Annotated in this window: 14 protein-coding genes; 11 read left to right on the forward strand and 3 right to left on the reverse strand. The window is 42.4% G+C overall.

What is annotated here, in order from left to right:
• Window positions 1-24: 24 nt before the first annotated feature.
• Together AAA939_RS06405 and AAA939_RS06410 are read left to right on the forward strand one after the other, a co-directional pair.
• Complete coding sequence (locus tag AAA939_RS06405) at window positions 25-531, forward strand: universal stress protein (protein ID WP_338209247.1); 507 nt, start codon at window positions 25-27, stop codon at window positions 529-531.
• A 254-nt stretch (window positions 532-785) separates the two neighbouring features.
• A complete protein-coding gene (locus tag AAA939_RS06410) occupies window positions 786-1,472 on the forward strand; it encodes a glycerophosphodiester phosphodiesterase (protein WP_338209245.1) in 687 nt (228 codons plus the stop codon).
• 191 nt (window positions 1,473-1,663) lie between these two features.
• Here the strand turns inward: AAA939_RS06410 and AAA939_RS06415 are convergent, their stop codons facing one another.
• Together AAA939_RS06415 and mscL are read right to left on the reverse strand one after the other, a co-directional pair.
• Window positions 1,664-2,311: a deoxynucleoside kinase gene (locus AAA939_RS06415; RefSeq protein WP_338209243.1), complete on the reverse strand. Its 648-nt coding sequence runs from the start codon at window positions 2,309-2,311 to the stop codon at window positions 1,664-1,666.
• Between the two features lie 365 nt (window positions 2,312-2,676).
• A complete protein-coding gene (mscL, locus tag AAA939_RS06420) occupies window positions 2,677-3,060 on the reverse strand; it encodes a large-conductance mechanosensitive channel protein MscL (RefSeq protein WP_338209241.1) in 384 nt (127 codons plus the stop codon).
• Window positions 3,061-3,767: 707 nt separating this feature from the next.
• Here mscL and AAA939_RS06425 point away from each other — a divergent pair.
• The 4 genes from AAA939_RS06425 (at window position 3,768) to AAA939_RS06440 (ending at window position 8,664) form a co-directional block, all read left to right on the forward strand.
• On the forward strand, window positions 3,768-6,485 hold the full coding sequence (locus AAA939_RS06425) for a BspA family leucine-rich repeat surface protein (protein ID WP_338230634.1): 2,718 nt from the start codon (window positions 3,768-3,770) through the stop codon (window positions 6,483-6,485).
• 105 nt (window positions 6,486-6,590) lie between these two features.
• Window positions 6,591-6,950: a cell surface protein gene (locus AAA939_RS06430; protein WP_338209237.1), complete on the forward strand. Its 360-nt coding sequence runs from the start codon at window positions 6,591-6,593 to the stop codon at window positions 6,948-6,950.
• A complete protein-coding gene (locus AAA939_RS06435; protein WP_420914922.1) occupies window positions 6,947-7,558 on the forward strand; it encodes a WxL domain-containing protein in 612 nt (203 codons plus the stop codon). Before AAA939_RS06430 ends, AAA939_RS06435 begins: the two co-directional genes overlap by 4 nt.
• A 62-nt stretch (window positions 7,559-7,620) precedes the next feature.
• Window positions 7,621-8,664, forward strand: a complete 1,044-nt coding sequence (locus tag AAA939_RS06440; RefSeq protein ID WP_338209235.1) for a WxLIP family cell surface protein — start codon at window positions 7,621-7,623, stop codon at window positions 8,662-8,664.
• A 92-nt stretch (window positions 8,665-8,756) separates the two neighbouring features.
• On the opposite strand, the gene AAA939_RS06445 is transcribed toward AAA939_RS06440, so the two are convergent.
• Window positions 8,757-9,872 carry an SWIM zinc finger family protein gene (locus AAA939_RS06445; RefSeq protein ID WP_338209233.1) on the reverse strand — a complete coding sequence of 372 codons (1,116 nt, stop codon included), beginning with the start codon at window positions 9,870-9,872 and terminating at the stop codon, window positions 8,757-8,759.
• A gap of 268 nt (window positions 9,873-10,140) precedes the next feature.
• Between AAA939_RS06445 and AAA939_RS06450 the strand changes: the two genes are divergently transcribed.
• From AAA939_RS06450 to AAA939_RS06470, 5 genes are all read left to right on the forward strand, one after another.
• Complete coding sequence (locus AAA939_RS06450; protein WP_338209231.1) at window positions 10,141-10,521, forward strand: MerR family transcriptional regulator; 381 nt, start codon at window positions 10,141-10,143, stop codon at window positions 10,519-10,521.
• Window positions 10,518-11,453 carry an alpha/beta hydrolase gene (locus AAA939_RS06455; protein ID WP_338209229.1) on the forward strand — a complete coding sequence of 312 codons (936 nt, stop codon included), beginning with the start codon at window positions 10,518-10,520 and terminating at the stop codon, window positions 11,451-11,453. The genes AAA939_RS06450 and AAA939_RS06455 overlap by 4 nt, the downstream gene beginning before the upstream one ends.
• Before the next feature lie 202 nt (window positions 11,454-11,655).
• Window positions 11,656-12,477 carry a Cof-type HAD-IIB family hydrolase gene (locus AAA939_RS06460; protein ID WP_338230636.1) on the forward strand — a complete coding sequence of 274 codons (822 nt, stop codon included), beginning with the start codon at window positions 11,656-11,658 and terminating at the stop codon, window positions 12,475-12,477.
• Between the two features lie 140 nt (window positions 12,478-12,617).
• Window positions 12,618-13,220, forward strand: coding sequence for a hypothetical protein (locus tag AAA939_RS06465; RefSeq protein ID WP_338209226.1), 603 nt, complete (start codon window positions 12,618-12,620; stop codon window positions 13,218-13,220).
• Window positions 13,221-13,479: 259 nt separating this feature from the next.
• Window positions 13,480-14,742, forward strand: a complete 1,263-nt coding sequence (locus AAA939_RS06470; RefSeq protein WP_338230638.1) for a sensor histidine kinase — start codon at window positions 13,480-13,482, stop codon at window positions 14,740-14,742.

Raw genomic sequence — 14,742 nt, forward strand, 5'->3', positions numbered from 1 at the left:
CTAATATTTAAGGGGGAAGTTGTCATGACCAAATATCAGCGAATCTTAGTCGGTGTTGATACGTCACCCCAATCAAAATTGGCGCTAGAAAAGGCCATTGCGATTGCGGTTGAGTGTGACGCTCAGCTAGACATTGTGACGATCATTAATACGGAAAAGTTTATTGGTATCACGCAAGGACCAATGGGGTTTGGCGCGGCAACCCCACAGATGTTGGATGAAATGACCAAGCAGTTGAAGGCTAACCTAGTTAAATCACGTCAGGTGGCCGTGCAGGCGGGTGTTAAGGATGTCTTCGTCCACTTACACTCGGGTAACTCGAAAACGTTGTTAGCGACCGCGCTACCCGCTGAATACGGGACGGATTTAATTGTGGTCGGTGCGACGGGCCTCAATAACGTGACCCGGATCTTAATTGGGTCCAACGCGTCGTATGTTATTCGAAACGCCACTTGTGATACGCTGGTTGTCCGAACGGATTTACAACAAAAATCAATTGATTTACCGAAACGATCGACGCGCAACGTCTGATTGGTGTAAAAGTAATTGAAAAGGAAGCACTGGCTGGATGGTCGGTGGCTTCCTTTTTTAGTGGGATGGTTACTAAAAAGATACGTAATCTTTACGGAATCGTGGGGATTTCAACGGATTAGTCTGGCATGCTTTTAGTAGGTAACGGATGTCGCAAGGGATTATGTTGCCTGTCACTGAAAATTAGTTGCTTAACGTGGTAGAATCAAGATACCGTGCCAATGGCCGGGATAGACAGAAAGGGTTGAATTTAAATGACGAGTAAATCGTTGATCTATGGTCACCGTGGTGTCCCAGTGAAGTTTCCAGAGAATTCATTAGCGGGGTTCGCTTACGCCATCAGTCAGCATATTGATGGGTTAGAGTTTGATGTGCACTTAACGAAGGATGGGGTTCCAGTCATTATGCATGACGAAACGGTGGATCGCACGACTAACAGTCACGGCAAGATCATTGATTACACCTTTCAGGAGTTGCGGCAGTGTACGTTAAGTAATGGTGAACCAGTGCCATCACTAGCGGAATTCTTAGACTTAGTAAGTGGTGAAAACGTCCACTTGAATTTGGAATTTAAGACTGACCGGCAGTACTATCCGGGAATTGAACACAAGGTTCTCCGGATGGTGCAACAAACGGACCTCGTTTACCCCGTAGTGTTCTCATCGTTTAACATGCAGAGCTTAAAACGGAGTTATGCCATTGACCCAACGCAAAAGTACGCCTTTTTGACTTCTGCTAAGATTGGGGCACCAGAAGCGTTTGCCAAAAGTGAGCATCTGGAAGGCCTACATTTAGAACATTATCAACCGGTACACCACGTTGCTGAACGGGTTTGGACGGTCGATGATCCTAGTGAAATGCGCCAGTTATTTGACCGGGCCGTTAGTGCGGTCATTACAAATGATTTTGAGTTAGCGCAGGATGTTCGAGCTGCGGTTTGAAATTTATGATAATAAAAGAGTGGACCAACAGGCGGTTAGTTTGTGAGCATTAACGTGGAATGATTGCTGATTCCGGGTTAAGCGGAACAAATTGCCTTTTAGTGCACGTTTCGACCAAAGGAATAGAAAAAACCGTTCAGAAATGTTAAATTTCTGAACGGTTTTTTAGTGTTGTCCCAAACCATTTTAGGTTAGACGTTTGCAGGGTTGCGGATCTTACCCAGTTCAGCGTCAATCTGAGCTAAGACGGCTTTTTGATTTTCAGGTTTTTCTAAGTTGTACTTTTGTAAATCAATCTTCATTTTAGGACTAGCATCGTATTCGTCGAACCATTTACGGTAAGCCGTCCACATCTTGAAGTAGTATGATTCCAATTCAGGATTATGATCGAATTGTTCGTAATCGCGACCACGTTTTTTGATCCGGTAGAGAATCGTATCGAAGTCGGTTTCGGAGTAGACCATCAAATCCGGCGCCTTTTTAGGCAATTCGGTTAGTTCGGTCATCATATTGTCTAACAATTGCAGGTAGACGTTCAGTTCAGTGTCTGAGATGTTTCCCTCAGCATTGTTTTCGCGAGTGAAGAGGGCGTCTTCGTAAATTGAACGGTCGAGAACGTTATTGTCATCGGCCAAGGCCTTCTTGATCATTGCAAACCGTTTGTTTAGAAAATAAATCTGTAATAAGAAACCGTAGTTTTTAGGATCCGAGTAGTAAAGTGGCAAAACTGGGTTGTCACCGACTGGTTCGTAAAATGCTTTAGTTCCAAGGTGATCGGCAATGAGCCCCGTTAACGTGGTCTTGCCGACTCCAATCATTCCTGCTGTTATTATCACCATGATAGCCCCTCTTTATAGAAAATTGCACAACATATTGTATAACAAAAAAGCTCTTTACACCATATATATTATGTGGTTTTAGTATCGAATTTTAATAATGTTACACATTTAGAACCAGACAATCCGATTAATCGTTCATTTAATCTTGTAAGCACAATATAAAAATTATAGTCGACGGATGGGTGACTTGCAAGAACGTTGTGAATGAAAAATCGAAGAGTTTCATTGAAAATTACTTTAAGATTGTTAAATCTAGTGGTGGTTCTCAGCTGTAATGGTTAGTAAAACACAGCACTATCCAATGGATAACAAAAAAAGTTTCGATACCAGATAGACATTTGGCAGAAACTTTGCTTGGAAACGAATTATTTATTTTTGGATTGTTCTTTTAAAAGGTCACGAATTTCAGCTAGGTATTGTTCTGAAGCTTCTGGCGTTTCTTCGACTTCTTCTTCAGGCTTGTTGTTAGCTACCTTATTAATAATTTTAACGAGGAAGAAAACGACGATGGCGACGATGAAGAAGTTAATGACGGAGTTCAGAAAAGCGCCGTATTTGAACGTGGCATCGCCAATGCTAACTTTTAGGTTGGATAAGTCGATCCGCCCTAAGAAGATCCCGATTAACGGGTTGATCAAGTTATTGGTCAGTGATTTCACGATGGCCGTAAATGCGGACCCGATGATAACCCCAACTGCTAAGTCAATCACGTTGCCGCGAGCGATAAATTCCTTGAATTCTTTAATCATAGTTATCCAAAATGCTCCTTTGAGTTTTAGTTTTGATTTAGTATAGCGAAAATTCCGGGTGGGCTCAACTAGAAAGCATAATGGCTAATAAATGTCCGTTTTATCAGGTCTTGCGGATAAATATGACAGCGTAGGGAGGCACAAACTTTCGATTAGTTTGCGGGTAGAGCAATCAACAGGAATAGAGCGCTAAAAATAAATTCGAAAGTAAGCTTTATTTTTTACGTTTGCAAAGGATGGGGTGTTAATCATAATGTGACCAATCAATTCTAGGGGTAGGTAGCGTTATCATTGAAATAAATAAATTTGTTTTTAGATATCGTTGCTTATTAGTAATGGTCATTTGAAATGAAATTGAAGTTTGAAGTCTGATAAACCTGATAAAAATTTAATTTTAAGGCGTAATTGCTAATATTGCATAGACGAACCGATCTAAACAGGAAATAATAAGAAGGTATGGCAGTGCTCGATTAGATAAAACTGTTATAACTGATTCAATTTTTGTAATGATTACTATGGAATGAACAATGATTAATTATTGCTATTAATATTGACTTGAAGGATATTTTATATTTTTGTTTTAGCGAAATTTATAAGACACTTTGTCACTATTGCCATCTTGAAATAATGTAAGATAATTGATGTGAAAATTTTATAAACGAATATATTGAATATTAGATTCAAATATATTGAAAGGAGTGGTGAGTATGCAGTGCCGGCGATTATGGTATCGGGGCGGCCTAGGTCTCGCGTTGACAATTGGTGTGGTCAGTTACTTGGAACCACAAGCGACTATTTATGCTGTGCCCCAATCGCAAGCGAGCGTTAATCAATCGATGTCGTCGACTGCAAGTGTGTTTGCTGATGAAAAATCAGAATTACCAAGCACATCTAGTCATCAGGCACCCCCATCGTTGCCTGATTCGCAGGTGGACCAGCAACCGGTAGATCAGCATGATTCAGAACTGAGTAATCGTTCAAGTACAATGCAGGAAAGTGACGATAAAGACCAACAACCAGATACTGCCATTACGCGGGCGCCGGGGATGGTTAACGGCACCGTTAAGCTGACATTGGATGCGGACGGAACCTTACATTTAAGCGGTGGTTCGTTTGGTAGCTCGGTTGGGAATGATACAACTGGGGGCTGGATTGCCCAAGCGTTGACGGCTAATGGCAATAGCCCGGCTCAGGTTTTAAAAGTCGTGATTGATGGGCGAATTACGACCAGTAGCATTAACAGTTACGATTATTTGTTTGCAGGGTTAGTTAACTTAACCAATATTGATGGTTTAGCTAATTTAGACCTCTCGAATGTTACTAGCTTAAAGTACTTGTTCAAAGAAGATCAGCACTTACAGCAAATTGACTTCGGTCAGCAAAATTTTTCAAAAGTGCAGAGTTTTGAGGGCATGTTCTATAACTGCTCGGCGTTGACCAATATTGCTAATATCGGTCAGTGGCAAATGACGAGTGCCACGAATCTCGCTTACATGTTTTACAGTGCAAGTTCATTAACGACACTTGCTATTGATAAATGGAATACAAGTCGCGTGACAAATTTGCAATATACCTTTGGCTACTGCTCGGCGTTAACGATGTTGGATGTTGCTGATTGGAACACGCAAAACGTCACGGTAATGGGCAAGACTTTTAGGGGATTGACCAATATGAAGTCACTACCAATCGACAAGTGGCAAACTGGACGTGTCTATGACATGCAACTCATTTTTGCTAATGACACGAGCTTGGAAACCGTAAATGTTGGTAACTGGGATACGAGTCAGGTGGAGTCACTAGATAACGCTTTTGCCAGAATGACCAGTCTAACGACATTGCCAATTGAAAACTGGAACACAAGTAAATTAACGCGTATGCAAGGAACTTTTTCCAATTTACCCAATTTAACAACGCTACCCATTGGTAAGTGGGATGTCAGTCACGTGACTACGTTGGATGCGACCTTCCTAAATTGTGCCAAATTAACGACGTTACCTGTTGCTAATTGGAATACGCAAAGCAATGAAAAATTGGGCTCTACTTTTGCAGGAATGAGTCGTCTAACGACGTTGCCAATCGCTAATTGGAATACGCAGAATGTTCAGGACATGAGTGCGACTTTTTCAGGGGTCAGCAGCCTAACGATGTTGCCAGTCACGAATTGGAATACGCAGAATGTTAAAAACATGAATAATACTTTTGCAGAAATGCATCAGGTTGCGGCGTTGCCAATTGATAATTGGAACACGGGAAAAGTCACAACAATGGCAGGGACTTTTCAACATGTCACCAAAGTGGGAAATCTGCCGATTGTTAAGTGGGATACGAGTCAAGTGACTAACATGACGCAACTATTTTTGGGTGACGCTCAATTAACAAGTTTGCCAATCGATAATTGGAATACTAGCTCGGCGACTAATTTCTCGCAGATGTTTGCGGCGTGTTCGGGACTACAAACGCTAAATCTTGGTAAGTGGAACACGGCTAAAGTGACCAACTATGAATCCACATTTGCAAATACTAATCTGGAAAAACTTGATTTGCAGAGCTGGAATACCACTAATGCAAAAAGTTATACCAACGCTTTTAGTGGAAAGCTGCCTCCGAAACGACTTTTGTTGGGTAAAAGCTTTAGTTTCCATAACAGTACTGACTGGAAATTACCGGACCCTAGTCATGAAGCCCCCTACGTCGGAAGATGGCATAGTCTAAATGACAACAAAGTGTACACGTCGACTGATTTGATGACTAAGTATGATGGCACAAACATTGTTGGTGAATTCGAATGGGCGACGGGGCGAACCATTACGGTGAAGTATGTGGATGCCAACGGTAAGTCCTTGGCGCCGGATACTAAAATCGCGGGTGTCACTGGTGAAGACTACCATGTTAAGCCAATTGAGATTGAAGGTTATCAGCCTGATCAACCTGATGGAGTTCAGGGGGCCTTTACAGACAAAGACGAGACCATTACGTTGACGTACAGTTCTGGTAATCTCGTATTCGTTTCGGCCCCGAAAACAATCGATTTTGGAAACAATCCAATTACTGGCCAATCAGAAGACTACGGTGCTACGTATGATACCGGATTGGTGATTCAGGATAATCGGTCGCTGGGTTCGACTTGGTCATTAACTGCAACCCTTGCGGCTAACGGTTTTAAGGGAGAAACGTCTGCACAGTCATTAGCAGCGGTGCTCAGCTATAAAGATCAACAGACGGGGAGTAATGTGTCATTGCTCCCAGGCGTTTCCAGTTTAATCGTTAATGACCATCATACCGTTTCAAATCAGGGTGTTAATGTTCTTGGATCAACGACGCCGCTTGGTGCGTTGTATTTAAAAGTCCCAACTGATCGTGTCTTAACGGATACGTACCAAACGACGGTAATTTGGACACTCAATCAAGCCGTACCTAATCAGTAATAAACGTTAGGTCAGTAGACCATCAATCAGTTTGGGCAGGTGCAGTCAAAGTTAGGAATGAGGTTTCTGCAATATAACAGCGAGACGGAAAAGGAAGTGGTGTTGGTGAAGTATTGGAGTGTTATCACAATTGGCATCAGTACCCTACTTTTGTGGGCGTGGGTGTCACCTCCAATCGTCAGTATGGCCAGCACGGCCGATAGCCCGGCGACGATTCGGTTTGATGGGCAATCAGAATCATCAACTCAAAGTGCTGGCGATGATCAATTACACGTTACTGAAACATCAAAATCCAGTCATTCAAGACCGAAGAATAATCAGTCCAAACCCCAGCAGACACATGGATGGTTACCACAAACAAATGAACAGTGGTGGTTGAGTGCATTCATTGGGGGCATTGGGTTACTGGTGATTTTAATTAGTTGGCAATTAATTACTTACTTAAAAAAGAGGAGCTCATTATGATGAAAAAAACACTATTAGGACTTTTATTTTCAGCAGCATTGATTGCAACATCTGGTTTAACAGCAAATGCAGCGGATACGCCGCAAACGTCAAAAGGAACGGTTGGTTTTGAAGGGGGCTCGATCACCATTGATAATGGGGATACGGACTTGACAGGTGCCAGCCTGGATTTTGGGACGAATGAGATTAAAGCTGCTAATACGGATGATAAATATGCGAATACGAATAAATCGGCTGCGGTCTCCGTAGTGGATTTACGGGGAACGGCCGCTGGTTGGAGCCTACAGGTTAAGCAAAATGAAGTCTTTAAAAATGCCACTGCTGCGACTAATAAAGAGTTAACCGGGGCAATTTTGACGTTGAACGGGGTCCTAGATGCAAGTACCTCAACCACTGGTGCGGATGCAACCGTTAATGACGGTGTTTCCTTAGATACGCTCAATAGTGATAAAACGCTGATGGTTGCAGCGACCGGTAAAGGTAATGGTAAAAACGTGGCTGATATTACAACTTCAACCTTAATGGTACCAAAGACAACGGCACGTTCTCAAGGGAGTTACACTACGACTTTAACCTGGAGTCTTAACGCAACACCGGTAAATAAATAACAATTACTGATCTTAAAAGGGAAGGACTAGTTAATGTCACCTTCCAAATCATGAGGGGGAAAATGATGTTAATGAAAAGATGGTGGCAGTGGGGAATCGGATTGCTGGCCGGGGTAGCCATGCTTAGTTGGGGACAGCCTGGTTCGGCCAATACGGTTGGTTTTGAAGTCGCACCGGTGGCGTCAAAGTATCAGGTAGACAAAGCCGTTTCATATTATGATTTGAAATTGAAGCCTGATCAGACGACCACGCTGGCGGTTAGAATCACTAATACGAGCACGCAAGAAATCACGGTCCACACTGGTGTGGCGACGGCGACCACAAATCCTAATGGCGTCGTTGAATATCAGGCGGCGCCTACGGGTAAGAACATTGATTTACCGGCCAATGTGAGCCAGCTCATTACGACGACGGACGATAAGCTGACTTTGGCTAAAGGGGCTAGCAAGATTGTGACGTTCAAAGTGAAGATGCCAGCCCATAAGTATGACGGAGTCGTGGTTGGTGGGTTGAGTTTCTTGAAAAAAGCAGCGGGACAACAGCGTAAAAGCGCGATGGCAATCAAGAATCAATACGCGTATTCGGTTGCGGTCGTGTTGCATGGTGATCAGCCACTCGCTAAGAATCGGTTGACTTTGGGTAAAATCGATGCGACTCAAAATAATGGCTATAACCAGATTAGTCTAGCCTTGCAAAATCGAACGGCGGCCTTTTTAAACCAGGTTAAAACTGATGTCAAGATTTATCGTCGTGGCGGACAAAAGGTGCGCTATAAGCAGGTCAACCAACACGGACAAATTGCGCCTAACTCAGTTTATGAGTTACCATTGCGCGTTGGCCGGAATGCTCTAAAGCCGGGAGCGTATACGGCTAAGTTGGCTGTAACGTCGAAGAAACAGCACTGGACGTTTACGAAAGACTTTGAAATAACGAGTGCTCGTGCTAAGCAGCTCAATAAAACGGCGGTGATTGACCACCATGTCAATTGGTGGTTGTGGATCAGTCTGGGGTTGCTGACACTTGTATTATTGTGGGTGGCTTGGTATATCCATCGTAAACAACAAAAGATCAAACGATTAGAAGAACAACTTAAGGCAAAGAAATAGTGTGTATTTGTGACAAAATAATCTAACCGATTAATACGTAGTAAAAAAGGTAGCTCAATCGTTGTGATTAGGCTATCTTTTTTGTACGGCAATTAGTCATTGTCGAATGGAGATAGGTCGACAAAAAATGGTTGATTCCAGGAAAACAGGATACTCGTTAACAATGTTTTGAATACGTGTTTGGTCTCAGCGCCAAGCTGTGGGGAGTCGAGACATCGTTTGAGGTAGCTGATAGCCGTCTGTTTTTCGTTCAAATCTTGGCAACGTTTTAAAAAGTATCGGTGGACAACTGGATAAGAACAATAGGTATTGCAAAAATCCTGCGTATCTGCGGTAGGGAGGTCTAAACTGATCATCACGCTAACTCGATAACGAATCCATGTCCCCTGATAAAATTGAAGAAAGCCGAAGTGTTCAGCTCTTTCTTCTGAAAACGAGGCTAGCTTGTTATCGATAACGGCTAACTTCTTTTTTTGTTCGTTAGGCTGTAAATAAAAATGAAAATTAAAAAGGACTTTTCCTAATGCAAGTGATTCTGTCCACGGAAGCTGGATGATATGTTGACACAGCCAGCCAAACATGAAGTCATTAAATTGCGAATCTTTTTTCTGATACCAATTCTGCCAAGCGAGTGAGCAGTCAGTCTGAAAATCACTATCCAAAATTTGATCATGAAGGCGTGTCTGGTTATTGCCGCGGTCAACAAATTGTAAATACGTTGCGCCAGTCCATTGAAAACATGCCACCAGGTCAGCGTGCGTGGCTGGGATGGTTATCAGTTGAGTTAAAGTCCACTGAAGGTTTAAGTCGAGTTGGCGGTCGCTAACCTGCTGTTGATTAAACTGAGCAAAAAGCTGAGCAGTGAGATTGGTGATTCCGGCAAAATCTTTTGCAACTAGGTATGGTAGCAAGCTTAATTGAAATTTTGTTAGTTGGCCTGAGCTAAAGGGGTCCGTGGTGGAATTGACTTGTTCACTATGAAAAAGGACCGCAGCCATGTGTTTGCAAAGGTGCCCGTTACTAGCGTAGGGACAGGTACAGTGAAAAATTAATGGATCAGTTTTAATCGTGACGGAATAATCATTTGATCCCGTCACGGTCGCCGTTATTTGATTGAAAACAATTTTGAAATGGCGGACTAAGCCACGGTCATTATAGTCAGATCCACGTTGCAAAATTTGGGGCTGAAAGTTGGTTTTCCAATTCACGACTGAGCGCCTCCCGGTTTCGAATGCTTGTATTGTTATTGTAAATTATCGGGACAGTATCCACAATAAATGCGTTACGGGTTATGAATCCATTCAGAAGGTCCATAGACCAATGTTATTAAGTTTTGGCTTGGAAATTTTTCGTGGATGATGCGGAGTTTCATTAACTGTTAAGCCCAATCTTCGGAAAAAGGAACTAATAATCGAAAAAAGTTCTTGCCTTGGAGTAACTCCAAGGTTGTATAGTAATCTCACAGGAGGTATCAATATGAAAATTAATGAAGTCGCCACGTACTTTGGCCTTCAAGCCGATACGCTTAGATATTGGGAAAAGATTGGTATAATTTCTAAAATCACACGAGATACTTCTGGGTATCGAGACTACAACCAAGACGATCTTGATTGGATTAGGTATGTTAAGTGTATCCGTGAAATTGGGGTGCCAATTACCACGATTCAAAAATACACAACTACCAGTCGTTTGGGACAGGATCCGACACTTGCTCAAAATATGTTGGTGAAACAACGCAATCAATTACAGCAACAGATTAATGAAATTAAGCATGCAATTGAGCTTGCTGACCACAAAATCGAAAACTATGACAAACTATTGGCAGAGAAGCATAACAACAAAAGGGTAAATAAATGAGAAAATTTGTGTTTGATCTATATGATGACGTGATTCGTACGGAAGCGCGTGTAACGAACCATTTTGGAATCGAATTATCGGCAGATATTTATTTACCCAAGTCTACTGGCAATCAAAAATTAGCTGGTATTGTCGTCGGTGGCCCCTATGGTGCTGTGAAAGAACAGGCCTCTGGCAACTACGCTAATGAATTAGCACACCGAGGATTTGTCGCAGTCGCGTTTGATGGTTCTTTCACCGGTGAAAGTGGTGGTAACGTCCGTAATGTCTCTTCACCCGACATAAACACTGAGGACTTTATGGCTGCGGTTGATTTATTAGGTAGTCAAAGTAATGTTGATCGAAATCGAATTGGGATACTTGGTATTTGTGGATGGGGGAGTTTTGCTTTAAATGCGGTATCAATTGATAAGCGGGTTAAAGCAGTTGCGACCGTTTCGATGTTCGATGTATCAACCTTGGGAGCTGGCAATGCTACGGAACGAAGCCAACAATTGGATGCACTGGCCAAACAACGTTGGCAGGACATCGACGATGATGTGATGCACTCGGGACCAGATCGTTTTCCAAACGGATACCCAGATGGCGAATCGGAACAGGGCAAAGATGTCTATGATTATTATCGCACCTCTCGTGGATTCCATGAAAATTCTATCTTGTCAAATGGTGCTTGGACTGCCACTGTCGCGTACCCTTACATGAGTAATTCACTGATGCAGCACATTGATGAGATTTCACCGCGCCCCATTCTATTGATTGCCGGCGACAAAGCAAATACTAAAATTTTTAGCCAACAAGCTTTTGAAAAAGCAAATGATCCTAAAGAACTGTACATCGTAAAAGATGCGGGACATGTCACGCTTTATGACCGAATGGGTGAAGGAACATTGCGTAAATTACAAGACTTTTATACGCAATATCTTCAGGTATAACTGGTCATTGATTTGAATACAAAATAAAGGACATTTTTCGTTCAAAACTCGTTTGAAATTTTTTCTTATAAAATGGGTATCGAATCATCAATTAACTTGTTTTTACTTCTTTAATGTATATCCATTCTTTATTAAAGCGGTTGCATTTGCTCTGTGACTTCGATAGAGTGGAATAGTAATCTAACTTTGAGAGGGTATTGATATGTATAAAATGATTGTTTGTGACTTAGATGAAACCTTGATGAACGACGACGGTTCGTTATCCGATGGTAATTCGGATGCGATTCAAGCTGCCAGTGCTAAGGGTGTTTACTTTGTACCTAATTCGGGCCGGAGCTATACGTCGTTTCAAAATGACTTAGCAAAAATGAAATTAAAGGACCAACCTAATCAGTATTCGATTTCGTATAACGGTGGTTTAATCGTTGAAAATAAGGGAAACCGGCCGATGATCGTCAACGCAATGCCGTACGAGGTGGGTGAAAAAGTGTTCGCCGCTGGGATTGCTAATCCGAACGCTGCGACCCACGTTTACACTCAGGACGTTTTGTATATTTACAATCAGACGCCGGAGGATTCCGCTTATTTACGTAACCGGGGCGTTAGTTTTGAAACGGTTGATGACACGGATTTCAGTCGTTTTAAGGACATGAATGTGATGAAAATTATCATGGCGTTACCAACCATGGCTGAACGGAAGCAAATGCGTGCGGATGTGGAAGCTAATGTTGATCCATCAAAGCTGGCCGTGACGTATTCGTCCGATCGCTACGTTGAATTTAACCCCGCTGGGATTGATAAGGGGAGTGCGGCTGTTCAACTTGGAAAATCACTGAACATTCAACCAAGTGAGATTATCGCTGTTGGGGATAATAATAACGACTTACCCATGCTAGAAGCAGTCGGTTTGCCAATCAGTGTGGCCAACGGGATCGATAAGGTCAAACAAACCGCCAAATACGTGACTACGGCGGACAATAATCATGATGCTTTAGCAGAGATTATTAACAAATTTATTCTATAATAATCAAAAGAAATCAATTTGTAGCGTTCACCGTTTGAATTAATCGTTTTACAAGTGTTATGATGGTTATTGAAAATATGGTGGCGTACTATAAATTTTCCAGTAGGTAACGCTAAACATCATTGAATGGGGGAACACGCATGAGTGCGATTCGCGACGATTTGGCTAAAGCGATTAAGAGTAAGCAGCTCGTTGAGATCTATTCTAAAGGGACCAACGAACAATTTAGTGTTGGTTTTGTTGTTCAACAGGACGAAAAATTTGTACTTGTCAAAGCAATCAACGTTGATGGCGAACTAGATGGTTTGGTCGTCTTCCGCAAGGCTTCCCTTGCTAAGGTCGTTAGTGGGACGGATTATTTGAAGAGTATGGCCACGATTATTACGCTAGCCCAACAACGCGGTTACTATGACGTTTGGAACACGGAACGGTTAGTTGTTAAGTTCTTAAAGAAATCTGATAAGCATTCATTACTGAAAACCTTGTTAAATCAAGCGTTCAAACACGATCGAGTCATTCAGTTATCCGGTCGGATCAAGAAGCATGGGGATAGTTATACCGGCTTCATTCACAGTGAACACAAAAAATACGTGGAATTCAACTACGTTAATATGTTTGATCTAACGCAACGCCCACAAATTGCGGTTCGTTACGCTGAAATCGATGAAGCGAGCCTACACAGTTTTGAAACGTTCAATACCACCGCGGTGATTGAAAGCTTTATGCCCGGTGACTTTCATTAGAAAAATTAATTTTTATTGTTAAAGCTAATCATATGGGGATGCGACTCTGAATCGCATCCCTTTTGTTTTGGTATGGCTTTCAAAGGCCGATTAAAACGCAACGAAACGTTAAAGATTATTAAGTTTTGTTAGCCTAAATATACAAACTGATAGTCTTTCGCTACAATAAGAGTATTGAACCATCGGTACGCGGGGAAGGGGTGCAGTCATCGTTTACGTTTATTGGTACATCGCCGCCTTTGACCATTGGTATTCGGTCATGTTGGTGTTTATCCTACAAATTCTGATGAATCGTGAATTGCGGCAACGCAAAGTTTACGTCAGCGTCGTATTCATGGCAGCGTTCTTAACGGGACTGTACATGTTGTATGATGATTATTCAGACATTATTACGTTCTTAGTGAACTTGGGCTTACTCGCGTTTGTTCGTAGAAAACGATACTTTATCGTAACGAGCTTAACGGCAACGTTAGCCTACATTTTGTTCAGTTTCTTTGGTAATTACGCCACCGAGACGATTTTCCACATCTTCAATTTTGGCCTGGACCAGTGGAGTGGTTGGCTATTTGAAGTGGTTGGCGAGATTATCGTAACCGCCTGCATGTTGGCAGTCGCGCTCAGTTTTAAAATGATACAAAAGCGTCATCCACACCAGTTTAGTGATGATTTGATGCTAAACGTGATCGTGAGTGCCTTGGTTGTGGTGGCAATCGCCTTTTTTGCGATTACTACTGCGGCGGATAACTACAACATTGGGTCGGGATTCTTAGGAATCTTAATGATCATTCTAGTGGCCATTCTGATGATCAATGCGGGAACGTTTATTTATCTATTTTATAGCTATACCATGCGAGTGCAGGCTCACCGGCAAGCATTGGAACGGCATCAATATGATATTTACGTGGATAACCTTGAAAGTAGCTATCAAAACTTAAGAAAATTCCGGCATGATTATCAAAATATTTTGTTGTCGCTGGGCGAGTATATTAATACAGCCCATGATCCGGAACTGAAACACTATTTTGATTCGGTCGTTGACCGGTCAAAGCAAAGTTTGACGCGGGACTTCGGGCATTTTGATAATTTGGAACAGATTAAGGATAAATCGCTAAAGGCCATTATCCAAAACAAGTTTTCCGCTGCGCGCCAAGCCGGTATTCAAGTCCGGTTGGAAGCTGATACACCGGTTGAACACTTGTCAATTGATCCAGTCACCTTAGCCCGGGTCAGTGGGATTTTACTAGACAACGCGATTGAGGCCGTCACCAGTCAGGCGGATGGTCAAATTGCAGTGGCCGTCGTGAAGTATCCTTGCATGGTTGAGTTGATGTTTACCAATTCGTTACGTGAACCAATTGCGCGGTTAGATAACTTAATGGTGGCTGGTCACACCTCCAAAGGGGCGGGACACGGTCAGGGGCTTGCAACGGTCCGTGAATTACTCGATCCACTGCCTAACGTGACGTATGAAATCAGCGCGCGTAAGCGATTCGAGTTTATTATTAGTATTGAAAGTGAGTGA

The organism is Lactiplantibacillus paraxiangfangensis (genome assembly GCF_036246185.1).
In the GTDB taxonomy this organism is placed as follows: Bacteria; Bacillota; Bacilli; order Lactobacillales; family Lactobacillaceae; genus Lactiplantibacillus; species Lactiplantibacillus paraxiangfangensis.